Raw genomic sequence first — 23,883 nt, 5'->3', positions numbered from 1 at the left:
GTAGGTTTAAATTAAGGCTGCAATTTCTTTTTAATGGCTTCAGCTTCACGGTGTATTTTTTGAATACTATGGAAAATGAGTTCCATGTCTTCCTTAGAACCTAATAAAAGATTTTGGGTAAACCAGACTGCCTCTTGGCACAATTGATCATTCAAAGGACATTGATTTTGTTCCATATAGCTCGAATACGTTAATTCACTTTTGGAATATAGCTTTTTGAAATGTTTAGATTCAAAAGTCTCTTTGATAAAAGCTTGGGTATTTAATGCCGTATAACCACCCGAACAAGGAACTCCTTCGGCTTGTAAAGCTTGTAAAAAATGAGCGCGACTTAATCCCTTAAATTCTTCTGGATTATATCGAAAAGGGAATAAATGAAAAGCCGCTCTCGTGACAGAGGGGTAAAGTCGATAGGTTTGAATACCAGGGATGGTTTTCAACATGGAAGACAAATAGCTAGCGCGTTCATTTCGGGTTTGGGTTTGCGCTTCTAAACGAGTTAATTGGGCTAAACCAATGGCAGCTTGGTATTCCGTAAATCGTACTTTACTACCTTGCATGACACTTCCAGCACTAACGGAACCAGTGGCCACCCCATAAGGAAAACCTAAGTTATGGTAGGAATAGCAGCGATCCATGTAGGCTTCGTCATTGCTAACGATAGCTCCTCCTTCACCAATGGCAATATTTTTTGAATTTTGAAAGCTGAAACAACCCGCTAATCCAAAGCTGCCTACTTTTTGATGATTGATTTCGGCCAAGGGTGCTTGACAAGCATCTTCAATCACCAAAAGTTGGTGTTTTTTAGCTATTTCCATGATATGCAACATATCGCACGGTAATCCTAAAATATGGACGGGCAATATAGCTTTGGTGCGGCGGTTGATTTTCGCCTCAATCTTGTGGCTGTCCATTTGAAATGTTTCAGGGTCCACATCCACAAAGACCGGAATGCAACCATTGGCCAAAATAGCTTGAATACTTGCAACAAAGGTGTAGGGGGTAACTAATATTTCATCACCTGGTCCTAGCTTAGCTTGATTGATGGCCACAATGAGGGATTGAGTGCCATTGACTACGGTTAAACACCTGCTAGTACCAATGGTATCAGCCCAAGCTTTTTCAAATTGTTTCACCATTTGGGCTCTGGACCAAACCCCACTTCTCATAACTTCTAGCAATAATTTTTCGTCCTTTTCTGCATCCCAAATGGGCCAATTAATCCAATTGCTAAGTAATGTATTTGATTTACCTCCTAAAATGGCGGGAATCTGTGTGTTGGAAGAACGAGGGGGGAAGCCTTTTTTTTGCCAAGATGGAATCACAGCAGCGGCACTCAAAATACCTGATTGCATCAGAAACTGACGTCTTTTAGAGGATTTCATATCATTAAATAGGTTGTTGATAGCAAGATAAATGAATATTCATAAATTTTATACGATTCATGAAAAAAGGCTTGTTTGAATCAGGGTAGGATAGATTACTTTTTTTGGCTTAGATGGCTTCAACGCATCATATAGCTTATTGTGAGGTAAAAATGCTAATATTAAAATCCGTGTAGCCATTCATGCCCATTGTTCAGGTTTGTTTTTCATTGTATTTCACTTAAATTGGCTACCTAAAACCTATTTAAATCAACGATTATATTTCTTTTGTCATAGACAGTTTATAATCTTCATCTTCCTTAATTATGAATAAAGCGGTTTCCGTTTCTGCTTTGAGTAGGAGAGACACTCAAGTCTCTATCCTGATCATTGGATTCATGTTTTTTATCTTTGGTTTTGTCTCCTGGGTAAATGCCATCTTGATTCCTTATTTTAAGATTGGTTGTGAGCTGAGTAATTTTCAGGCCTATTTTGTCACTTTTGCTTTCTACATATCTTACTTTGTTATGTCAGTTCCAGCCTCTTTTTTGTTAAAAAAGGTTGGATTTAAACGGGGAATGATGTTGGGCTTTTGGCTTATGTCTTTAGGGGCATTCATCTTTTTACCTGCATCCTTAACACGCACTTATCCTATATTTTTATTAGGGCTGTTTACATTAGGTGCTGGATTAGCCATCTTACAAACAGCTGCTAATCCTTATATCACCGTATTAGGCCCACAAGAAAGTGCAGCGCAACGCATCTCCATCATGGGGATTTTCAATAAAGGAGCTGGGGTTTTGGCCCCTTTGGTTTTCGCCGCAGTTATCTTAAAGGCTACCGATAGTGATTTGTTTAAAAATTTGGCATCTATGACAGGCGAAGCCCGTAATGCCGCTTTGGATGAATTAGTCGGCCGGGTTACCATTCCCTATGCCATTGTGGGTACAGTTTTGTTCTTATTAGGTTTAGTCGTTCGTTATTCTCCCTTACCCGAGATTGATACCGACTCAGAGTCGGAGGAGCAAGCCATCTCCAATGCCGGTAAAACCAGCATTTTTCAATTTCCGCATTTGATCTTAGGGGCTATCGCCATCTTTTTACATGTTGGCACCCAAGTAATTGCTATTGATACCATCATAGGCTATGCAGGATCCATGAACATTGCCTTGTTAGAGGCGAAGGTATTTCCTTCTTATACCTTATTAGCGACCATAGCTGGTTATATTTTGGGAATCATTTTTATCCCCAAATGCCTTTCTCAAGTGAATGCTTTCCGAATCTGTACGCTATTGGGAACTTTATTTACCTTTGGCATCATTTTTGGTCATGGAACAGTCCAATTTCTAGGTCACCAGGTAGACATTTCCATTTGCTTTGTGATTTTATTGGGTCTTTCCAATTCTTTGATATGGGCGGGTATTTGGCCATTAGCCCTAGATGGATTAGGTAAATTCACCAAATTAGGGGCTTCCATTCTGATTATGGGCCTATGTGGAAATGCCATTATGCCCTTATTTTATGGTTATTTGGCCGATACTTATGATTTACGATCAGCCTATTGGGTGTTATTCCCATGTTATTTATACCTCGTTTTTTACTCGGTCTATGGCCATAAAATCAGAAAATAAATATTCTGAATCACCTATTTATGAAACATAAATTAAATTCTCGAAGACAATTTCTTCAGCAAAGTTCCTTAGCAGGCCTGGCCATTATCACTTCAAATACCATGATGAATGGCCAACCAGTTTCTCATTTGCAACAAAAGGCAGAAGTGGGTAAACGAATTGGTATCATCGGTTTGGATACATCTCACGCCACGGCATTTACCAAGGCCCTAAATGCTCCCGAGGCTAGCCAATATGCAGGTTATAAGATTGTGGCAGCTTATCCTAGAGGTAGTAAAGATATTGTTTCAAGTACTGAGCGAATTCCTAGCTATACAGCTGAAGTTCAGAAATATGGCGTAGAAATTGTGAATTCGATTCAAGAATTACTATCCAAAGTGGATGTAGTGATGTTGGAGACCAATGATGGTCGCTTACACTTGGAGCAAGCCTTGGAAGTATTTAAAGCTGGGAAAATAATGTTTATCGACAAACCCATTGCCGCTTCCTTGAAAGATGCGCAAGCTATTTTTGCGGCAGCTGAAAGGTACAAAGTACCCATCTTTTCAGCTTCTTCCTTACGGTATTCTGCCAGTGTCCAAGAAGTAAGGGCTGGAAAAGCTGGCAAGCTTGTAGGTGCAGATGCTTACAGTCCTATGAAAATAGAAAAGACTCATCCTGATTTATTTTGGTATGGTATCCATGGAGTAGAAACCTTATTCACTATGATGGGTACCGGTTGTCAATCGGTCAATCGCTACATCAATGATGATCAAGAGGTGGTGGTGGGAGTTTGGAAGGATGGACGTATTGGAACGTTTAGAGGATTGAAAAATGGGAAGCAGGAATATGGCGGGACAGCCTTTGGTTCAAACTCTGTGATTCATTTAGGTCCATACGGGGGCTATGATCCTCTTTTACTTAAGATCATCGAGTTTTTTCAAACAGGAATTCCCCCTGTTTCCAAAGAAGAAACTTTAGAGATATTTGCTTTCATGGAGGCAGCAGATGCGAGTAAAAACCAACAAGGGGCTAAGGTTAACTTGGCTGATATGTATTCTAAAAAATAAACCTCTTTAAAACGATGAAAATTTTATATAGCTTATTGATTGTTTGTATTTTATGTTCTTGTTGCAGGGATAATACACTAACTAAAAGTGAAAAGTCCTCTGGTTTTTCTTTGATGTTTGACGGTAAAACTACCCAAGGGTGGCGTGGTGCTTTTATGAATGATTTCCCCAAAAAAGGATGGGTGATTCGTGATGGAGCCTTGCTGGGGGAATTAAGTAATGGGGGAGAAGCAGCCGATGGAGGAGATATAGTCAGTTTAAAAAAATACCGAAATTTTGATTTACGATTCGATTGGAAATTGGGTAAACTAGGTAACTCGGGCGTCAAGTATTTGGTCGAGGAAAAAATGCCCAAAGCTTCTGGTGGCTCGCAACCAGGCTATGAATACCAATTAATAGACGATGCCGACTTTATCTACAATGATAAACATCTACCTGCTGAGATAAAAACAGGTTCACTATACCAAATTGCGGCCGCTCAAAAGCCTGATGTTGATATTTCTATTTGGCATACATCACGTATCGTTTTTAATAATGATCAGATTGAACATTATTTAGATGGTAAATTGATTGTCTCCATCAACCGAAAATCTAAAGCATTTTTAGATGGTTTTCAGCAAAGTAAATTCAAGACTTTTCCCAATTACCCAACCATACAGGAAGGGCATATCTTATTGCAGGACCATGGACACAATGTCGCTTTTAAGAATATCAAGATTAAAGAACTATAAGGAATAGATGATTCGACCATTCACCATGGTCATTTGGATGTTGATATCCTGATCAAAAATGAGGATATCAGCATCTTTCCCTTTTGATAAACTACCTTTTTGCTCCTCTATGTTCATGATTCTAGCTGGAACCGCAGAAATCATTTGAATAACTTCTAATAAGGGTACATCCGTCATTTGCAACATGGTTCTAACCAATCGATCGGTGGTAGCAATACTTCCGGCAAAAGCAGTTCTATCTGGTAATTTAGCGACTCCATCCTCAACGATAACAGCTAAACCTTTATCCTTATGGCCCAAAATAGAATTTCCTGGAGGCAAACCTGCTGCTCTCATGGCATCGGTGATTAAAGCTGTTTTATTAGCACCCTTGATTTTGTATACGAGCTTCAAAAGTGGGGAGGGCAAATGAACTCCATCAGCAATGATCTCCACATCCATGTCATCGATTAAATACCCTGCTTCTACTGCTCCTGCATATCGAAATGCATTTTTTCTCGTTACACCCGACATAGCCGAATAAAAATGGGTGGCTAATCGATAGCCATGTTGGAAAGCTTTTTCGACTTCCTCATATATGGCATCAGTATGAGCTAAGGCTACTAAAACACCTTTAGCATTTACATAATCCCCAAATTCCAAAGCCCCTGGAAGTTCAGGTGCCGCCGACCAGCGTTTGATACAATCGTAATTTTCAAGGATGAATTGGTATTCCTCTGGATCTGGATTTCGAATGTATTTTGGGTCTTGAGCCCCACGTTGGCTTAAAGCAAAATAGGGCCCTTCTAAATGCATGCCTATGAAACTAGCTCCTTCTGTATTGATTTTATGAGCTTTTTGGTAAGCCTCTAAGGTTGAAAGTAAATCTTCTTTTTCGCTAGTTAAAGTGGTTGGAAGCATCGCTGTAGTGCCATAGCGCGCATGCGTTTTCGCAATTTCTAAAAAAGCCTCTACCGTTCCATCCATGAAATCATGGCCACCACCGCCATGAATATGTATATCAATAAAACCTGGCGAAATGTACTTTCCTGCTGCATTTATTTCAATGGAATCGGGAAAATCCACATTCCCAGCTACTACTTCAAGAATTTCCCCATTTTCAACCAATACCGTCCCATTCAAAAGGATTTCATTCCTTAAAATGACTGCACCGCCATGGATTTTATATCGGGAAAGTTTTGAGTTCATTAGGCAGTAAAGGCTTGTTTTTTAATGGAAGGAGAAAGTAATTCAGCCGAATGTTGGTCTAAATACATGGAACAATCGGGATGTTTTTGAAGGATACTGGCAGGATACCAAGGACTTACCTCATTCTCTAAGCAATTTTTTACGGCCTCTGCTTTTCTGAAATCAGGAACAGAGCAAATGATCTTCTTGGAGGCCATGATGTGTTGAATCGACATGCTGATGGCTTGCTGGGGAACATCTTCTAAACTAGGAAACCACCCTTCACCCATTTGTTGTTTGCGGCATGCTTCATCCAATTGAACCACGATATAGGGATCTTTAGTTTCAAAATTTGCGGGAGGATCATTAAATGCCAAGTGTCCATTTTCACCAATGCCTACCAAAGCCACATCAATAGGATGATGGGAAATAATGCTATTTAATCGTTGGCATTCTGCTTCTGCATCCTGTTCTCCATTGATTAAATTAACAGCTTGTAAAGTTGGAACTAATTGAATAAAGCGTTCTGTTAAGTATTTTCTAAAGCTAGCTGGATGCTCGATGGATAAGCCAATGTATTCATCCAAATGAAATAAGACAACCTTGCTCCAGTCGATGTCTTTTTCTTGAATTAATTGATTCAGGGTTTCGAACTGACTTGTACCTGTGGCTAAAATGATATTAGCTTGACCTTTACTTTGTATGGCCAGTTTGATATGTTCTGCAGCTAAGCTGCCAGAAGCTTGTCCTAAATTTTTAGGAGAAGAAAAAATGTGTAGTTTCAATGTAATAGGCTTTAGACGCGTAAAAAGACCTTTTTTTCGTAAAGGAATCTTAAAAATACCCATTTAATTAAGATCACACAAACTACGGAGAGACAAACTGAAAAGCTTTCTCCGAAGAGTTGAAATAACCAGGTAAATAGGGCATTATTGGTATAATCCCAATCGATAAAATGTCCAGATAAATAAATGAGGATGGAATTCATTCCAATAACTTGGAAGAAAAAGGCCCATTTTTGATAGCCTTTTACGTCCATGATATAATAAAATAGAGCTAATAATAATAGACTTAGCCCAGTGGTTTGCATCACAAATGAACTTGACCACAGGTTTTTATTGATGGGGAAATCTAGATTCCATATTTGGGCAATGAGGAGTGAGGTGATCCCTGCATAGACCATCCATTTAACCTTTTGCATAGCTTGATATTCCTGTTTTTTGAGGAATATTCCTGTGATAATACCAGCCAATGCGGTGCTGATGGCTGGGATATTGTTGAAAAAACCTACGGTATCATGTATTCCTCGAGATAGTCTGCCTGGCAAAATACTTCGATCTACGTAGGAGGCGAAATTCCCTGGCTCACTTAAATCACCCATTGGGAAACCTGGGGCAGAGGTAAATTTAAGTATGAGCCAATAAGCCAATAGCAATCCTGAAAACCAGATGATTTGAGCTTTTTCTTGGGTGTATAAATAAATGATATTAGCCATCATATAGGCTATACCGATTCTTCCTAAAACGCTGGAAAACCGAATTTCAGCGATGGGCTTTATTTCTAAACCTTCATTATAAATGATACCTAAAATAACTAAGCTTAAGCCCCTTATTATTACTTTTTTTAATACATCAGCCTTGCTTTTACCTTGGTCCAAAGATCTACCAATGGAAAATGGGGTAGATACTCCTGCCAAAAATATAAACAAGGGAAAGATTAAATCGTATACTCGGAAACCATCCCACTTTACGTGTTTAAATTGATGGGCTAAACCTTGCCAAAAAGGTGATTGGCTTTGTTCTGCTATTTTATGGATGAGTTCATCTGCCCCCATAATCCAAAACATATCAAAGCCCCGCAGAGCATCCAAGGAATGTAAGCGCTGACTGATAAATGAATCTTTTTCTGGACTAGCCATCGGCTTAAATTTTAGGTTCCCAACCTTTTTCATAAGTTCTACTCCAGAACTTCATGGCCTCTTTATCATTTAAAATATGGCCATTTTGAGGGTCTATTTGAAGACTTCGACCGATGCGCTGAGAAATATTACCTAATTGGACTAGGAGAGTACTTTGGTGACCGCTTAAAATATCTGAATTAACAGCCACTCCTTTTTTGATTCCATCAAATAGATTTTGAATGTGCAAAGCATCCAGATTGGAAGCAGGATCTGCCAAATTACGAGCATCCACGGCAAAGTCATTTTTGACTTCTTTCACTAGGTTATTCTTTAGGTCGAATATTTTATATGAATTTCCACTTTCAATCAACATGGAACCTTGTTCGGCATAAAAAATGACTCCAACACTTTGGCTTTCTACGGATTTTCCATTACAGCTTCTTCCTTCCCAAGTGATCAATGATTTATTCTCGAATTCCAAATTAATCATTTGGGTATCAGGTGTTTCCCAATCGTCTTGGTAGCGATATCTACCTCCATTGGAGCTAACCTTGGTAGGATAATGTACATTTAAACCCCACCGAGCCAAGTCAACCATGTGGGTGCCATTGTTTAGAGCTTCTCCAGTTCCCCAATGCCAAAACCAATGCCAGTTATAGTGTATTAAATTATCTTTGAAGGCCTTTCTTGGCGCAGGACCTTGCCATAAATCATAATTTAGCCATGAAGGTACTGCAGTCTCTTTTCCTATTCCAATGGATGCTCGGTTATTGGTATACCAAGTTTTAGCGTAATATGGTTTGCCAATTACCCCCGCATGTAATTCAGCGATGGCTGCCGCTACATTGGGCCATGATCTACGCTGGTTTCCCATTTGCAAGATTCTTTTGTGTTTAGCGGCCGCTTTTACTAAAAGTTCCCCCTCATTGGGATTATGCGAACAAGGTTTTTCTAAGTACACATGTTTCCCGGCTGAACAAGCTAATATGGCTGCTGGGGCATGCCAGTGGTCGGGAGCGGTGACGATCAGGACATCAACATCTTTATCTTCCAAGGCATTTCGGAAGTCAGGGGTAGCTTTAGGACGTTTGTGCTGTATTTTTTCTATGGCATTGATACAAATATTAGCTGCGCGGGAATCCACATCACTGACATGCAATACTTCACAATTTTTTTGTGCAGCGAAATTCTTCCCAACGGCTAAACCTCGACTATTCACCCCCATACAAGCCACGGTGATCTTTTCGTTGGCACCAAGAATATGGCTGTAACTTTTAGCAGAAAAGCTTGGGAGAATTCCTCCTATGGATAATACGGCTGCTCCCGTAGATGCCTTTTTAATGAAGTTCCTGCGTGAATTTTTCATTATCTTGAGTTAAAATAGGTTTATTTTTTTGAGCCATTGAGGCATTTCATTTCCAAAGTTATCAATTGCAAGTATTTTTGCAAGCCTGATTTGAAATGTAGAAATAAGAATTTGGAGCTACAAATATTTGGATAAGCGAACAATCTTGTAGAAACTTGTATACCATCAAAAAAAATAATTAAAAGCTAAAATTTACCTTTCACTCTTTATCCTTTTCAATTGCGTTTTCTTTTCATAGTCATCCTTTTTTCGTCCCTACAGATCCACGCACAAAGCTTGGTCAGCAAATCTGATTTAGATTTTCTAAAAGAATTGACTCAAGCGGTAATTGATAGTTCAAGGATTTTACCCAATCAGCGTATATCCCCAGATTTTGGACCTAATCAAACCGGTGGAACCTTAATTCGTCCAGGAGGGAGGTCTTCTTATCCTGCTTTTTGGATTCGTGATTATGCTATGTCGGTAGGAACAGGGATGATGTCATGGGAAGAACAAAAACACATGTTGATGTTAACAGCAACGACACAAAATGACGTATTGAGGAAGACTAAATTTGGTTCGATAATTCCCCGTGGAGCGATAGCTGACCATATCCGAATCGATGATGGGCAAGCTATTTATTTCCCCGGAACCTATTCGGTTGAAAATCAAGGAGAAACTCGTTGGGGCTATCAACCACCTTTAGATGATGTGTTTTATTTTATTCAAATGGCTTACGAATATGTAAAACAAAGCAAAGACCTAACAATACTAGATCAGCCCATTAGAGGAATTAGCTTGTTTCAGCGATTGCTCCTAGCTTTGGAGGCTGTGCCTATTAATCCTGTCAATCAATTGGTTAGCGTGCATGAAAAGAATAGGGGAGTAGATTTTGGTTTTCGGGATGCCATCCACATCACAGGAGATTTATGTTTTAGTTCCTTACTACGTTATCAGGCATTATTACAAATCGCTGAATTATATCAATGGAAAGGAAATCGGGTTGAATTTCGACAAATGCAGTCGCGCGCAGGTTATGTAAAACAACAAATCATTCGTGTTTTTCTGAATTCCACCGGAATGTTAAAAGCCTCCACTGGGAAAAGTGCCCAGTCAGATGTTTGGAGCACAGCTTGGGCAGTTTATTTGGGAGTATTACATGGAAAAGATGCAATGAAGGCTTCTCAAAGATTGAATAGTGCCTATTTAGACAAAGAATTGGCCTATCGCGGAGCTGTGAGGCATGTTTTAAAATCGGACGATTTTAGTGAAAAAACAGCTTGGGAAGGAAGTTTAGTGAAAAAAGATACCTATCAAAATGGGGCCTATTGGTCTACTGCCACTGCTTGGGTAGCCTATACCATGTCTTTAAGCCCGAATTCAAAAGCAAAGCACTTGATTGATGAGTTTATCCAAGATTTAAAACAAGGAGATTTTAGAAAAGGAATGGAATTTGGCGCCCCCTGGGAGTGTTTTACGGATACAAGCCAACAAAACCCTGTTTACATGACATCAGTTTCTGTTCCTTATCAAGTCCTAGTCGATTTAGCATCCAAAGCCCAAAAGCCTACAAGTCATCGTAGGATTAAAAATAGTTTAAATTGAATTGTTCAAATGCAAAATTGTTATAGCTTTGAAGATTGAATTGCCATGTAGGATTTGACAATTCCAATTACCTTATAAAATTAGACCTATGAAACTAAAAAAATCCGATGCTTCCAGAAGGGAGTTTATTAAGTCTGCCAGTTTAGCCTCTGCTGGTTTTATGATTGTTCCTCGCCACGTATTGGGCGGAAAAGGCTTTACAGCTCCCAGTGATAAAATCGTTGTTGCCGGTATCGGAGTAGGAGGTAAAGGAAAATCAGATTTACGTTATTTTGCTCAAAGTGGCAAGGCTGACATTGGTTTTCTATGTGATGTAGATGATCGTCAGGCTAAGGATTCCGTAGAAGCTTATCCAAAAGCTAAGTATTATAAGGATTGGCGTGTGATGTTAGAAAAGGAGTCAAAAAGTTTTGATGCTGTTTCTGTTTCTACACCAGATCATAACCACGCTATTCAGGCTATGGCTGCCATGCAATTAGGTAAGCACGTGTATGTGCAAAAGCCAATGACGCATGATATTTATGAAGCAAGAGCCTTAACTCAGGCTGCAAAAAAATATAAAGTAGTAACCCAAATGGGTAACCAAGGTTCTTCAGGAGACGGTGTTCGTCAATTGGTAGAATGGTTTGATGCGGGTATCATTGGAGATGTACATACAGTACAAATCTGGACGAATCGTCCTATTTGGCCACAAGGTATCCCATGGCCAAGCAATAAGCCTGCTGTTCCACAAGGATTGGATTGGGATTTATGGTTAGGAACTGCTCCTTATAAGGATTATGTAGACAACTTAATTCCAGGTAGCTGGAGAGGTTGGTGGGATTATGGTACAGGAGCATTGGGTGATTTAGGTTGCCATTTAATGGAAGCTCCTTTCCGTGTATTGAATTTGAAATATGCATCAGACGTACAAGCTTCTGTAAGTAGTGTATTTACTGCTTTTGGAAAGCGTGGATTTTTCCCAGATAGTTGCCCTCCTTCAAGTCATGCTACCTTAACTTTCCCTAAAACGGATCGTACTCAAGGTCCTATTACCATGCACTGGATGGATGGTGGTATTAAGCCAGAAAGACCAGAAGAATTAGGTCCAGATGAAATGTTTGGCGATGGTAATTCAGGAATCTTGTTCATAGGTACCAAAGGAAAAATGATGGCAAGCGAATATGCAGCTAACCCACGTTTATTACCTTTATCTAGAAACGAAGAAGTAAAAGTTCCTCGTAAATTAGAGCGAGTACCAGGTAGTGCAGACGGTCACTATGCTCAATGGGTAGAAGGCTGTATTGCAGGATATGGCAAAAAGCAATTAAGTTCACCATTTGAAATGGCCGGTCCTTTGACAGAAGCTATTTTGATGGCTAACTTGGCTATCCGTGTTGCGGATATCCCTGTACCTAGAAAAACAGGAAATGGAATGCATTATCCAGGATCAAACACGAAGTTGTTATGGGATAATCAAAACATGCGCGTTACCAATTACGACGCTGCCAATGCCTTTGTCAAGAGAACCTATCGCGAAGGCTGGACACTTGGAAATTAAAACCTCAGAGATGGATCCTGCCACAGGGTCCATCTTTTTTTTGTTTTTAAGATTACCCTCGAAATTACCCCTACTACATTAAACAATAAATATTAGATTATGTCCTATAAAATCAGATTAGGGATATTAGGTATTGTAATAGCTATCATAGCATTTAGCTCTTTTCAACCTTCCAATTCACCATACTTACAAATCAAAAAAAACACGACCATTTCCTTGGTAGGTAATAACCTAGGTTCACGAATGATCAATTTTGACCATTTTGAAACCGAATTACAATTACGCTACCCTGATAGTTTATTGACTGTAAGAAACCTGTGCGATGGTGGAGACACACCTGGATTTAGGCCTCATTCCTCTAGAAATGATCCTTGGGCATTCCCTGGAGCGGAGAAATTTCAGTTGGAATTTGCCAAAAATTCCGCAAGTGAGGGGCATTTGGAAAAGCATGATGTGTGGTTAAGCCGACTAAAAACGGACATTGTCATCGCCTTTTTTGGATATTCTGAATCAACGGAAGGACCAGCGAGGGTTGAAAATTATAAGGCTGAGTTAAACGCTTTCATCAAACATACAAAAAATCAAAAATACAATGGTCTTGCTTCGCCTCAATTAGCTTTGGTTTCTCCGATCGCTTTTGAAGACCTTAGTTCTCTTAGGGATTTACCTAATGGTAAGAAAGAAAATGAGAATTTGGCCCTTTATACCAAAGCCATGAAGGAAGTGGCGGAACAAAATAATGTATTGTTTTTAGATGTATTTGAGATCTCACAAAAATGGTATGAGGAAAGTAAAGAACCTTTGACCATAGATGGACTACAATTAAATAATGCTGGATACCAGCGCCTTTCTTTGTTTTTAGCCGATAAACTTTTTGGTAAGAAATCCACAGAGGTAGAATCTCGCAGAGCGATGGTTCAAGCGGCGGTAGATGAGAAGAACTGGATGTGGCATAATGATTTTAAGATTCCTAATGGAGTTCACGTATATGGTAGACGATATAATCCATTCGGTCCAGATAATTACCCCGCTGAAATTGAGAAGATTCGCCAGATGACTCAGATTCGCCAGCAGGCTATCTGGTTGGCGGCTAGAGAAGGTAAAGTTTTGGATGTAGAAGCAGAAGATAAAAAAACGAGGACCTTGCCTGCGGTGACTACGAATTATAATCCAGAGAAAAACGGAAGTTTACGGTATTTGTATGGCGAAGAGGCTTTAAAATCCATTCAAGTTCCAACAGGTTATAAATTGGAGTTATTTGCCTCAGAAGAGCAATTTCCAAATTTGGCTAAGCCATCTCAAATGACTTTTGATAACAAAGGCCGACTTTGGGTGGCAGCTATGCCAACCTATCCTCATTATAAGCCAGGAGACCCCAAGCCGAATGATAAGCTCTTGATTTATGAAGATTCCAATGGAGATGGAAAAGCGGATCGTGAAATTGTATTTGCCGACCACTTACAATTACCCGTAGGATTTGAAATTACGCAAGAAGGTGTATTTGTTAGTCAAGGCACCAATTTGGTCTTGTTGAAAGATACCAATGGAGACGATAAAGCAGATAGCAAAGAAATCATTTACAGTGGATTTGATGATCATGATTCACATCATGAGATTCATGCCTTTGTTTCAGATGAATCAGGAGCTATTTATATGGGAGAAGGGGTATTTTTACATACCAATGTAGAGACTCCTTATGGAACAGTTCGTGCTACAAATGGTGGTTTCTATCGTTTTAATCCTACTCGTCGTCATTTAGAAAGGGTGGCTCAGTTATCGATTCCTAATCCTTGGGGTATCGCTTTTGATCGTTGGGGACAAAATTTCTTTGCTGAAACTTCGGGACCAGATGTTCGTTGGATGATGCCTGGTAGTGTTTTAAACCGTTATGGTGAGGCCAATCATAAATCATATAATTTGATAGAGGAGGCACATCGGGTTAGACCTACTTCTGGTTTAGAGTTTATTTCAAGCCGACATTTTCCAGATGAAGTTCAAGGTGATATGTTAATTAACAATACAATTGGTTTCTTAGGAATGAAGCAGCATCAAATTTGGGATGATGGTACAGGATATAAGTCCAAGCACCGTGTGGATTTGGTCAAGAGTGAAGATCGTAATTTTAGACCGGTAGATATGGAATTTGCGCCAGATGGGTCTTTATATTTCATTGATTGGCATAATATTCTGATTGGTCACATGCAACATAATGCTCGTGATCCATTGAGAGACCATACACATGGTCGTATCTATCGAATTACTTATCCATCTCGTCCATTACTTAAGCCTGCTAAGATTTATGGAGCTTCAATAGATGAATTATTAGAAAATTTAAAGTTGCCTGAATATAGAACTAGATACCGTACTCGTCGGGAATTAAGAGGCCGTCAGGTGGCTGAGGTAATCAGTAAAACCAAGGCATGGATAGCTAAATTAGATAAAAATGACCCTAATTATGAGCATCATGCACTAGAAGCACTTTGGGTTACTTGGGGGATGAATAAAATTGACCAAGCTTTATTAAGCCAATTATTAAAAGCAAAAGATTACCATGTTCGGGCAGCGGCGGTACGTGCTGTTCGTTATAATGGTCATCAATTGCCGAATCAAGCTGCGCTGTTAACTCAAGCTGCTCAAGATAAACATGGTCGAGTAAGGTTGGAAGCCATCGTAGCGGCCTCTTGGATTGGTCCAGCAAAGGGTTTGCCAATTTTAGCTCTGGCCAAAACGAAGCCATTAGATGATTGGATGATCCATACCTATGAAACAGCATTCGCACACCTTAGCGGAAAAGGCGTGGAGCGTAAGAAAGAAGTTTATGGGGCCACTAATTTAAAAGGAGCAGATCTGGAATCTTATACTGCTGGTGGAGCTTTGTTCGGAAAAGAGGGTTATTGCGGTACCTGTCACCAATTAGATGGTAAAGGATTAACGGCCTCAGGCTTTCCTCCATTATCGGGCTCTAAATGGGTAACAGGAAATCAAGATCGTTTGATAAAATTGGTATTAAAGGGATTAATGGGACCAATGACGGTGAACGGTGTTAAATATTCAGGACAAGTTCCTATGACTCCATTTGGTGGATTGATGAATGATAAGGAAATAGCTGATGTCTTGACCTATATCCGAAATGCATTCGGAAATAAAGGTTCCGTAGTTACTCCTCAAAAAGTGAAGGAAGTTAGAGCCAGTGTCCTCGGTAAAAAAGATTTTTATCAAGTAGATAAGCTCCTTTCGGAACATCCTATGGAAGATTAGTTTGCTTTTAATAAAAACGGCCTCTTTACGGGGCCGTTTTTTATTTTATATCAAGTAAAATTCCCCATATTTATTCTTTGTCTTGTACACACTACTCTTAAAACGATCAATCAATGAGGTCATTCTCATGATTTTTCTTTGCTTATGGAAAAAATAACCATAAACTATTACCTGTATTTTTTGGGATTTTTGTTTTTTGCATTTGGGGCTAGCTTGTTGATCAAGAAAGGATTGTTAGCTACTCGACTTTTGGGGCTACAGTTTTTGCAATTAGGTATACAACTCTATTGTAGTTATTATATACAGTTACCCGTTATTTATGATCATCCGAATTATTTTAGGATAATATCGCCTCTATTCTATCTGATTGGGCCATTATCTTATTTATTCCAACATTTTTTATTGTATCCAGAAAGGAAATTTACCAAGGTTTATTTTCTTCACTTTTTTCCTTTTCTCTTTCATTTTTTGGAGTTTTTACCTTTGTATCTAAGTTCTGAGGCAAGCAAATTGGCCGAGATTAATGCGGTTATTAAGGAAAGTACCTTTAATAACTACCATTCTAATTTCGGATTGATTTCCATGAGAACTCATTTTTACCTAAAGGGCATCTCCTACATCTCTTACATGATTTGGACGGCTTATGAGTTGTTTAAATATTATCAGTCCGTCTCCAAATCCTTTTTACTAAAGAATCAATTGATTGTATTCTGGCTGACTGGAGATCTGTTCTTAAAAATTGTCGTTTTGTGCTTTCACATTGCTTTTAATTTCATGTATCCCGAGCAGGTGCAAACCACAGCAAGGGATTTTCTCTATGCAGGGGAATTCGCATTCATGGCCTTGTTTCTATTTTTGAATCCTCGATTATTGGATGGCCCCTATTTAAAAGGTCTAGTTTTTCAGCATTCTTATCGAGAAATTCCTGAAAATACCCTATCAAATTCTGCCCTTAATGTAGAAAAATCAAAAATTAATGTAAAGAATAAATCAATTTTGGAAAAATTGGATCGATATTTTGAATCTGAATTTATTTTTTTAAAATCAAACATTTCTTTAAATCTGGTGGCACAAAGTTTGAAAATTAAACCAAGATTGATACGTATATCCTTACAAGAAGAGCGTGATTTTTCCTTTACAGACTATGTAAATTCATGGAGAATTCAATATGCAGAAGAGCAATGTCGAGATAATCCACGCTGGAAAACGTACAAAATCGAGGTTATAGCCACAGAATCAGGCTTTGGTACCCGGCAGAGTTTTAATGCTGCGGTAAAGAAGCTTAAAGGTGTCTCACCTGGTCAGTACTTCGCTAAGTACTTAAACTAATGTTCTCTTGTTTAAATTTTAATTAAAATTTTAACGAATACATTGTTCTCTTTTTTAAATTCGTAAAGAATGTTTTTAGGTTAATTTTTCTTTACATATACTCAAAATTATCTTTTTGTGTTTGTAAAATATTGCTGTACCTTTGAAGTGTTATAAAAGTAAAAAAAATCTAAAGACGGTAAGTGTGGTTCCTTTAGGTTTTTTCTTATAACCCCGGATGTTGATATAATTTAGAACACGGAGTAATGTAAATCCAAGATTCAATGAATCTTGGATTTTTTTTGTGCCCTGTACTCATGGAGATTATTCTAAGCTTAGCTTATGCGATTGGGAGTCCACTAGAATGGTTTGATCTAATTTGTATAATTCTTGCTTACCTACTTGATGATTAGATTCTCTAAGTAATAAATACATGTCAAATTCACCCGCTTGAATTGATTCATGGTTAATCTTTATTGAACCATAGGAGGCTCGGTAATTTTCCATCATCAGGAAATTCTTTTTACCATTCAGGGCAAACTGTATGGGTAAAATATAACTGAGTTTAGGATGAGTTTGTGATTGTAAGCAAATAAACCACTGGGCATTTAATTCAGTTGAAAATGGAAAATTTTGAAATTCCAGCCAATAGTAATGATTTAACCAAGTTGCGTGTTTTTGTTGCATCACCACTTGATATTCCTTCGCTTGTAGGCTAAATGTTTGTCTAGAAAGGCTTTTGGCTTTGTTTAGTTGGCTAGGACTAGTCCAAGTATTGTTAATAGAATACACTTTATTCTTTTCAGCTAATTCAAAGATTGGTTTGGCATTCCATAGAAATCCAGAGCTAACGGATAATTGACTATGGTTGTTCTGCCAATTAATTCGATCAGCAATGAAGCTCATTTTTTGGTATTGTTGACTGTTAATATGGTTGAAATAAGCTAAGGTATTAAATGAAATACTATACAATAGTGAAATGATTAAAATTATGCGTTTGTTTGGTTTACTCACTTGAGGTAGCAACAATAAATAAACAATTATCATGGATAGTGCCGCATATAATTGAAACCGACTATAAATGGTATAATTTTCTGCGGATCGTACCAAGGCAATTAATCCCGCTGAAAATAGGATAAAGGCTAATATGCCTAAATAGGTGGCTTGGTCTTGATATTTAAATTGAAATTTCCAGAAGTCTAGACTATAAAATATAAAAAAAGCCACAACGCCTATGCCAATACCCCATGAAAGGCTAAGTCCTAATTTGGGAAATTCCATAGCCGTGGCCCCTATAAAGCCTACAAAGGATAAGAAGATGTGCTGAATGTTCCAATGGAATTTAGCGGCTTGTCCCATCTGATAAATTTGTAGATAACAGGCAAAGAAAAGGACTAAGCATAAACAAATGATCAATGCGTTTTTCCAATTCTTTTGAAGTGCATACACATAGGCTATGGAAATAAATACAATAAATCCATTTCCAAAGGTAAATGAAGCCAAGAATGCCAATAAAATTGCCCAGGCTAGTGCAAATGACTTTTTTTCCGTAATTAAAGTTAGACTGACCAGTAGAAAAAGGCTAACATGGGCATGTTGTAAGCCTGTAATGGCCCAATTGGAGACTTCGTGATATTGGGGTTGTAACCACAAAAATGCTACTGGAGTGAAATATATTAGGTGGATTTTTTGTCTGTTAAAAAGCCGAAATAACAAGTACAGAATGACAATTAACTCGAATAAAGTAAGCCAAATTAGGTGCTGGAAATTTACCTGACCAAAAATTAGGTAATCAAACCAGGCTATTAACCTAGGTATAACAATGGAATGATCGTTATCTACTCGAAACAAAGCTTGAAAAAAACGTGACCAATCCCAAGGAGAAATTTGGGTACTATTAATGAATTCCAATAAGGTTACATCATCTTGAAAAGGGAAGTCCAAACTGAAATTAAACACGTAAAACACAAATATCCCAATCAATGACAATATGACAAGGCTTGAAATAGTTGAGAGGGTTTTGTGCATGTTTTATCTTAATGTACAAATTTAGGGAAAAATTAAATATTTGAATCCTTGAAAATTTTTCCATATTTCCCCTCGTATACTTCCGTTCTCATATTTTAGTTTTAATTTTGAGCACCTATCAAGAATGGGATGATAAATTCCGTTCTCATTAAACCTATTTAAATACTATAAATCATGTTTCATCGAGTGACCTATGCGATAGGTTCATTGGCGTATTTTATCAGCCTGAGTTTTCGAATTCTATTAAACCGTATTTACCAGCCTAATACTATTCATATTGGTATTCTTATGGATGGGGATTTAGGAGATATGGTTGCTTCAGAACCAATTCTACCAGCCTTGAAGGAGAAATTTGGACATGTGGCGATCTATTGGATTACAGAGAAACGATATTTTCCTATTTTTCAACATCATCCATTAGTTACGGAAATGGTGGATGAAAATAGTATATTGGTTGCCCGATTCTTATTAACATGGAATCCCTTTACGCATTTTTATTTCTTGCAATTAAGTGATTTTAGAAAGGACCCGGTTTTTCATTTTTCCTTGAAAAACAAGAAAGCCGACGATTTAGGAATTCGATTAAACAATTATTACCACCATTTTAATTTGCTGGAAATTTCTTCTCAATTGGCTGACCTTGGCTTGATAAAAGGGCAACCCCATCTCTATGTGGATCAGGAAGCTTTAAAATTGGATATCAAGAAACCTTATTGGCTGGTTCATTGTAAATCCAATGCTGGTTGGAGGGATTGGACAGACGAAAAATGGAGTGAATTATTGTTGAGGGCTATCGAAAAATGGGGAGTACAAGTGGTAGAAATCGGGATGAAGCATCCATTACCTTTTCAGCACCCAAATTTTACATCTTTGGTTGGCCAATGTGATTTGATGGAAACCATGAAAATCATTCAGGGAGCGTCTTTTTTTATTGGATTAGATTCTGGCCCTACGCACATGGCAAATGCATTTCAAATTCCAGGATTGGTGATTTGTGGAGAATTTACTTACTTTAAAAAATATATGTCCTATTCTGGCTTCTATCAGGAAAGTAATCGAACGAAAGTGATGTTTAATCCAGATGGTAAAGCAGAAGGCTTAGCTTTTGATGACGTGTGGCAACAATTAATTGCCTTGCAAGAAAATAGATAGCCTATGCTATTTCTAATTACCTTAGGGGCCATTGTATCGTTAGTTTTAGCCATGACCTGGTTAAAATTTACTCCCTTTGTAGCATTTGTTGGCGTAAGTATACTTGCAGGACTAGCTTTTCAGCTAAGTCCTGAATTTATTTTTAAGGCCATTCAAGATGGGATGGGAAGTACTTTAGGTTCCATTGCAGGGATTTTAGCTTTTGGTTCCATATTAGGAAAATGGGTGGGCATCAGCGGGGCAGCACAAAGGATGACGGAAGTACTATTGCAAATTTCGGGTACTCGATATGCCAGAATTGCGTTTATGATGGCTGGTTTTCTAGTTGGTTTACCTCTTTTTTATTCGGTTGCTTTCATGTTGTTGGCGCCATTAGTCATTACGGCTTCAGCCAAATTGAAACAACCCGCTACTTTTTTAGCCTTACCCATGTTGGCTTCCCTCACCGTTACCCAGGGTTATCTACCTCCTCATCCAGCACCCTTAGCCATCATGCAGGAATTTGGTGCTGATTTGTCGAAAACCATGGCTTATGGTATAATAATAGCAATCCCTGCCATACTTGTTTCAGGATTATGGTTTGGCTTGACAACTAAAAATATAACAACTCCTGCTAACCCCGCTTTTGTATTTGTGCAAGGTGAAAATCAGGCTGAGGAGAGAACTTTATCCACTTTTCCTAGCTTTTTGATTGTCCTTTTTCCCATCATTTTATTAGCAGCGGGTTCATTCGGAGCAGGATATTTTCCTGTCTTAGCGAGTTATTTATCCAATCCCGTTTTTTCCTTATTTCTATCTGTTTTATTAGCCGGAATACTTTTAAGACGAATCGGTTTTAGTGCTGACGAATTGTTGAGTTCTTCCATGGTATCCATCAAAGATATTGCAGGTATTTTATTGATTTTTGGTGGGGCAGGTGCCTTAAAACAAGTATTAGTCGTAGCGGGCGTAAGTCAGGCCGTAGCAGATAGTTTAGGTTCATCTACCTGGAATGTCTATGTTTTGGGTTGGGCCATGGCTGCTATCATTCGCGTATGTGTTGGTTCATCTACAGTTGCCGGAATAACAGCTGCAGGTTTTATGAAGGTAATATTGATCAATTCCACCGCGGATCCTAATTTAATGGTTTTAGCATTGGGGGCAGGGAGTATGATGTTTTCTCATGTGAATGATACGGGTTTTTGGTTATTCAGGGAGTACTTTTCATTAAATTTTAAAGACACACTTAGGTCTTGGACACTCATGGACACCTTGGTCTCTATTACGGGATTGATTGGGGTTTTGGTTTTGGATCAAATACTTTTTTAAGAGCAGGTAGCTTTTTACTTCGACTGATGCAAGTCATTGTTTCATCAAATAGATTTTTCTAATTTAGATTGACCGTATCTAATTTTATATGAAAAATTTCTTGTATTCTTTCGTTCTACTAGCCGTACTTTCTTGCCAATCTTCTACTTCAGAAAATCAAGAAACCCTTGTCCCGAATTTATTGTTGAATGATGTCTTAGCTTGTCAAGATTTAGCGGGACTTAAGACGAAATACGGTAAAGAATCCATTGTAGCTGATACCAGCTGGATTTTAAATGAAGATACCCTGAGGGGCTCTATTTTATATCCTAATACGAACAAACAAGTATATGTTATGTACCATCAAGGACAGATACTGGATGTTTCTGTGGTTGGAAAACAATCTTTATGGAAAACAAATTCTGGCTTATACCTGGGTTTGAAAATGCTAGATGTTGAAAAGTTGAATCAAAAGAATTTTACCATATCCGGTTTTAATTGGATCAATGGTGGTATGGTAGTGAGCTGGGAGGGCGGAAAATTAGGTGGTGATCAATTAACTCATGTGGTTCAATTTAGTAATGAAGGAAATAAACATGAGGGCCTTTCTGATATGGAATATAGCCAGATTTCCGGTGAGGCAGAATTTGACATTCGTCATCCATTGATTCAAAAACTAAATCCAAGTTTAGATCAATTGGCCTTAGTAAAACCTTATGTGCCTAGCCAATCAGAGGGTAAGTCCATGGGTACACATATTACTAAAACTCAAATTCCTAAAGTAAAGAAAAAGCCTTAATTGACTTGATTAATGGCTTTTCCTGCCATGTATCCTTCTAATGTTTTGCTTAGACTTTGAATGATTCGGATTCTTGCCTCTTGGCTTAGCCAAGCATTGTGAGGTGTTATATAGATGTTCGGTATTCCTATCAAAGGGTGATTGCTTGATGGTGGTTCTTGGTCAAGAACATCCAATAGCGCTGCGGCAATCTGTTTTTTTTGCATGGCATTGGCCAAGGCTGTGGAGTCAATGAGTCCTCCTCTGGAGCTATTAATTAGGATCGCATGAGCTGGCATCCAGCTTAAGAATTCCTCATTGACCAATAGATTTGTTTGTGGGGTCAAAGGGCAATGTAGGCTTATGACATTACAAGTTTGGGCTAATTCTTTTTTAGATAAAAAAGTATATTCAGGTATTTGTAAATCTCGCGTATGGTGGTAGTATATTTTCATACCTAAACTTTCAGCCATGTGAGCAAAACACTTACCGATATTCCCCATTCCAATGATCCCCAATTTTTTACCAGCCCATTCTGTCAAAGGACTTAAGGAATATGACCAATCATTCTGGCTCCAATCTCCCGCTTGAACCGAGCGATTATGTTGTTCCACCCGATTACTCCAAGCTAACAGCAAAGCAAGTGTGTGCTGCGCGACGGAATAAGTACCATAGGCGGGTACATTAGAAACTTGTATACCTCTGGCCCTACAAGCAGCAACGTCCACGGAATTATAGCCTGTGGCAGCCACTAAAACTAGTTTTAAGGAGGTAAAATGGGCTAATGCTTTTTCATTGACTAGGCATTTGTTGGTTACTAAAACTTGGGCCTTAGCATCACGTAAAGTGATTTCATCTTCGCTTGTTTTTTCATAGAAATCCACTTCCCCAAAGGCACATAAAGCATTTCTTGAAATATCATGTTGAAACAAGGCTAAGCCATCTAGAATAACGATTTTCATGCTTTTAATTTTGGATTATTATGGTGGCGATCTTGGTCTCGGATGCTTTTTTTAGCTAAGTTTTGTTCCAATGCTTTTTCTAAATTAATCCCTGTTTGATTGGCCAAACAAATTAAAACAAATAATACATCAGCCATTTCATCTCCCAGGTCTTTTTGTTTATCAGACTCTTTTTCTGATTGCTCTCCATACCTCCTAGCTATAATTCGGGCAACTTCCCCAACTTCTTCGGTCAGCATGGCCATATTGGTTAATTCATTGAAATAACGTACTCCTACGGTCTTGATCCATTGGTCTACTTGTTCTTGTGCTTCTTGTATCGTCATGAGTTGGCTTGTTGAGAATCTAAGATGATTGTTACGGGTCCGTCATTGACAAGACTTACTTGCATATCTGCTCCAAATTGACCTGTTTGAATAGGAAAGCCCAAATTTTTTTCCAATAGTTCAATCAGATGATGGTACAAAGGAATGGCTTGTTCGGGTCTAGCTGCTTCTATGAAACTTGGTCGGTTTCCTTTTTTTGTTTGAGCATGTAAGGTAAATTGACTTACCAAAATGATACGGCCATTCACCGCTTTTATATCCAAGTTCATTTTGCCCTCGGAATCAGAGAAAATGCGTAATGAACTTATTTTATTGGCCAAATAGATACAATCTGCCTCGGTGTCAGCTTGATGAATACCTAATAAAATCAAAAATCCTTGATCAATTTGGGCATTGATTTTACCCTCAATTTCAACTTTAGCTTCGGAAACACGTTGAATAAGCGCTAGCAT

Annotated in this window: 19 protein-coding genes; 10 read left to right on the top strand and 9 right to left on the bottom strand. The window is 38.5% G+C overall.

The features are described 5' to 3' along the window. Positions 1-11: 11 nt before the first annotated feature. Positions 12-1,385, bottom strand: coding sequence for a DegT/DnrJ/EryC1/StrS family aminotransferase (locus SKC36_RS03745; protein ID WP_459464681.1), 1,374 nt, complete (start codon positions 1,383-1,385; stop codon positions 12-14). A 305-nt stretch (positions 1,386-1,690) separates the two neighbouring features. Here SKC36_RS03745 and SKC36_RS03740 point away from each other — a divergent pair, with 305 nt between their 5' ends. Genes SKC36_RS03740 through SKC36_RS03730 form a run of 3 tightly spaced genes read left to right on the top strand, consistent with a single transcriptional unit; the run spans position 1,691 to position 4,775 of the window. Next, positions 1,691-2,995, top strand: coding sequence for a sugar MFS transporter (locus SKC36_RS03740; RefSeq protein ID WP_459464679.1), 1,305 nt, complete (start codon positions 1,691-1,693; stop codon positions 2,993-2,995). Positions 2,996-3,015: 20 nt separating this feature from the next. Next, a complete protein-coding gene (locus SKC36_RS03735) occupies positions 3,016-4,044 on the top strand; it encodes a Gfo/Idh/MocA family protein (RefSeq protein WP_459464677.1) in 1,029 nt (342 codons plus the stop codon). Positions 4,045-4,058: 14 nt separating this feature from the next. Beyond that, entirely contained in the window at positions 4,059-4,775 is a 717-nt protein-coding gene (locus SKC36_RS03730; protein WP_459464675.1) for a 3-keto-disaccharide hydrolase, read from the top strand. On the opposite strand, the gene nagA is transcribed toward SKC36_RS03730, so the two are convergent. From nagA to SKC36_RS03710, 4 genes are read right to left on the bottom strand one after another with little or no spacing between them, the layout of a single operon-like run. After that, a complete protein-coding gene (nagA, locus tag SKC36_RS03725; RefSeq protein ID WP_459464673.1) occupies positions 4,770-5,963 on the bottom strand; it encodes an N-acetylglucosamine-6-phosphate deacetylase in 1,194 nt (397 codons plus the stop codon). The two genes, SKC36_RS03730 and nagA, sit on opposite strands and share 6 nt — an antisense overlap. Beyond that, the gene (locus tag SKC36_RS03720; protein WP_459464671.1) at positions 5,963-6,727 is read right to left on the bottom strand and encodes a glucosamine-6-phosphate deaminase; all 765 of its coding nucleotides are present in this window, start codon (positions 6,725-6,727) and stop codon (positions 5,963-5,965) included. The genes nagA and SKC36_RS03720 overlap by 1 nt, the downstream gene beginning before the upstream one ends. A gap of 11 nt (positions 6,728-6,738) precedes the next feature. Beyond that, entirely contained in the window at positions 6,739-7,893 is a 1,155-nt protein-coding gene (locus tag SKC36_RS03715) for an acyltransferase family protein (protein WP_459464668.1), read from the bottom strand. Then, positions 7,865-9,208 (bottom strand): Gfo/Idh/MocA family protein, encoded by a 1,344-nt coding sequence (locus SKC36_RS03710; protein WP_459464666.1) that lies wholly within the window; start codon positions 9,206-9,208, stop codon positions 7,865-7,867. The genes SKC36_RS03715 and SKC36_RS03710 overlap by 29 nt, the downstream gene beginning before the upstream one ends. Positions 9,209-9,484: 276 nt before the next feature. On the opposite strand from SKC36_RS03710, the gene SKC36_RS03705 reads away from it, so the two are divergent. The 4 genes from SKC36_RS03705 to SKC36_RS03690 all read left to right on the top strand — a co-directional run bounded on the left by SKC36_RS03705 (position 9,485) and on the right by SKC36_RS03690 (position 16,919). After that, positions 9,485-10,792: a hypothetical protein gene (locus tag SKC36_RS03705; RefSeq protein ID WP_459464664.1), complete on the top strand. Its 1,308-nt coding sequence runs from the start codon at positions 9,485-9,487 to the stop codon at positions 10,790-10,792. Positions 10,793-10,880: 88 nt separating this feature from the next. Next, positions 10,881-12,332, top strand: a complete 1,452-nt coding sequence (locus SKC36_RS03700) for a Gfo/Idh/MocA family protein (RefSeq protein ID WP_223144260.1) — start codon at positions 10,881-10,883, stop codon at positions 12,330-12,332. Positions 12,333-12,431: 99 nt separating this feature from the next. Next, positions 12,432-15,590 (top strand): PVC-type heme-binding CxxCH protein, encoded by a 3,159-nt coding sequence (locus tag SKC36_RS03695; protein WP_459464662.1) that lies wholly within the window; start codon positions 12,432-12,434, stop codon positions 15,588-15,590. A 144-nt stretch (positions 15,591-15,734) separates the two neighbouring features. Continuing rightward, on the top strand, positions 15,735-16,919 hold the full coding sequence (locus SKC36_RS03690; protein ID WP_459464660.1) for a helix-turn-helix transcriptional regulator: 1,185 nt from the start codon (positions 15,735-15,737) through the stop codon (positions 16,917-16,919). Between the two features lie 303 nt (positions 16,920-17,222). Here the strand turns inward: SKC36_RS03690 and SKC36_RS03685 are convergent, their stop codons facing one another. Then, positions 17,223-18,926, bottom strand: a complete 1,704-nt coding sequence (locus SKC36_RS03685) for a hypothetical protein (RefSeq protein ID WP_459464657.1) — start codon at positions 18,924-18,926, stop codon at positions 17,223-17,225. A 174-nt stretch (positions 18,927-19,100) separates the two neighbouring features. Between SKC36_RS03685 and SKC36_RS03680 the strand changes: the two genes are divergently transcribed. The 3 genes from SKC36_RS03680 (at position 19,101) to SKC36_RS03670 (ending at position 22,164) form a co-directional block, all read left to right on the top strand. Further along, on the top strand, positions 19,101-20,078 hold the full coding sequence (locus SKC36_RS03680; RefSeq protein WP_459464655.1) for a glycosyltransferase family 9 protein: 978 nt from the start codon (positions 19,101-19,103) through the stop codon (positions 20,076-20,078). A 3-nt stretch (positions 20,079-20,081) separates the two neighbouring features. Further along, positions 20,082-21,386 (top strand): GntP family permease, encoded by a 1,305-nt coding sequence (locus SKC36_RS03675; RefSeq protein ID WP_459464653.1) that lies wholly within the window; start codon positions 20,082-20,084, stop codon positions 21,384-21,386. Between the two features lie 88 nt (positions 21,387-21,474). Further along, on the top strand, positions 21,475-22,164 hold the full coding sequence (locus SKC36_RS03670) for a hypothetical protein (protein WP_459464651.1): 690 nt from the start codon (positions 21,475-21,477) through the stop codon (positions 22,162-22,164). Here the strand turns inward: SKC36_RS03670 and SKC36_RS03665 are convergent. The 3 genes from SKC36_RS03665 to dtd are packed head-to-tail and all read right to left on the bottom strand — an operon-like array spanning position 22,161 to position 23,883. Continuing rightward, entirely contained in the window at positions 22,161-23,105 is a 945-nt protein-coding gene (locus SKC36_RS03665; RefSeq protein ID WP_459464649.1) for an NAD(P)-dependent oxidoreductase, read from the bottom strand. The two genes, SKC36_RS03670 and SKC36_RS03665, sit on opposite strands and share 4 nt — an antisense overlap. After that, on the bottom strand, positions 23,102-23,431 hold the full coding sequence (locus SKC36_RS03660; protein ID WP_459453171.1) for a nucleotide pyrophosphohydrolase: 330 nt from the start codon (positions 23,429-23,431) through the stop codon (positions 23,102-23,104). Before SKC36_RS03660 ends, SKC36_RS03665 begins: the two co-directional genes overlap by 4 nt. Continuing rightward, the gene (dtd, locus tag SKC36_RS03655) at positions 23,428-23,883 is read right to left on the bottom strand and encodes a D-aminoacyl-tRNA deacylase (protein WP_459453170.1); all 456 of its coding nucleotides are present in this window, start codon (positions 23,881-23,883) and stop codon (positions 23,428-23,430) included. The genes SKC36_RS03660 and dtd overlap by 4 nt, the downstream gene beginning before the upstream one ends.

Source organism: Aquirufa sp. OSTEICH-129A, assembly GCF_054558355.1.
This window is presented reverse-complemented; position numbering and strand designations above follow the sequence as displayed.

Coding starts and splice junctions, on each gene's coding strand:
- SKC36_RS03745 (WP_459464681.1), bottom strand. CDS start 1,385: ATGAAATCCTCTAAAAGACGTCAGTTTCTGATGCAATCAGGTATTTTG.
- SKC36_RS03740 (WP_459464679.1), top strand. CDS start 1,691: ATGAATAAAGCGGTTTCCGTTTCTGCTTTGAGTAGGAGAGACACTCAA.
- SKC36_RS03735 (WP_459464677.1), top strand. CDS start 3,016: ATGAAACATAAATTAAATTCTCGAAGACAATTTCTTCAGCAAAGTTCC.
- SKC36_RS03730 (WP_459464675.1), top strand. CDS start 4,059: ATGAAAATTTTATATAGCTTATTGATTGTTTGTATTTTATGTTCTTGT.
- nagA (WP_459464673.1), bottom strand. CDS start 5,963: ATGAACTCAAAACTTTCCCGATATAAAATCCATGGCGGTGCAGTCATT.
- SKC36_RS03715 (WP_459464668.1), bottom strand. CDS start 7,893: ATGAAAAAGGTTGGGAACCTAAAATTTAAGCCGATGGCTAGTCCAGAA.
- SKC36_RS03710 (WP_459464666.1), bottom strand. CDS start 9,208: ATGAAAAATTCACGCAGGAACTTCATTAAAAAGGCATCTACGGGAGCA.
- SKC36_RS03700 (WP_223144260.1), top strand. CDS start 10,881: ATGAAACTAAAAAAATCCGATGCTTCCAGAAGGGAGTTTATTAAGTCT.
- SKC36_RS03695 (WP_459464662.1), top strand. CDS start 12,432: ATGTCCTATAAAATCAGATTAGGGATATTAGGTATTGTAATAGCTATC.
- SKC36_RS03690 (WP_459464660.1), top strand. CDS start 15,735: ATGGAAAAAATAACCATAAACTATTACCTGTATTTTTTGGGATTTTTG.
- SKC36_RS03685 (WP_459464657.1), bottom strand. CDS start 18,926: ATGCACAAAACCCTCTCAACTATTTCAAGCCTTGTCATATTGTCATTG.
- SKC36_RS03680 (WP_459464655.1), top strand. CDS start 19,101: ATGTTTCATCGAGTGACCTATGCGATAGGTTCATTGGCGTATTTTATC.
- SKC36_RS03675 (WP_459464653.1), top strand. CDS start 20,082: ATGCTATTTCTAATTACCTTAGGGGCCATTGTATCGTTAGTTTTAGCC.
- SKC36_RS03670 (WP_459464651.1), top strand. CDS start 21,475: ATGAAAAATTTCTTGTATTCTTTCGTTCTACTAGCCGTACTTTCTTGC.
- SKC36_RS03665 (WP_459464649.1), bottom strand. CDS start 23,105: ATGAAAATCGTTATTCTAGATGGCTTAGCCTTGTTTCAACATGATATT.
- SKC36_RS03660 (WP_459453171.1), bottom strand. CDS start 23,431: ATGACGATACAAGAAGCACAAGAACAAGTAGACCAATGGATCAAGACC.
- dtd (WP_459453170.1), bottom strand. CDS start 23,883: ATGCTAGCGCTTATTCAACGTGTTTCCGAAGCTAAAGTTGAAATTGAG.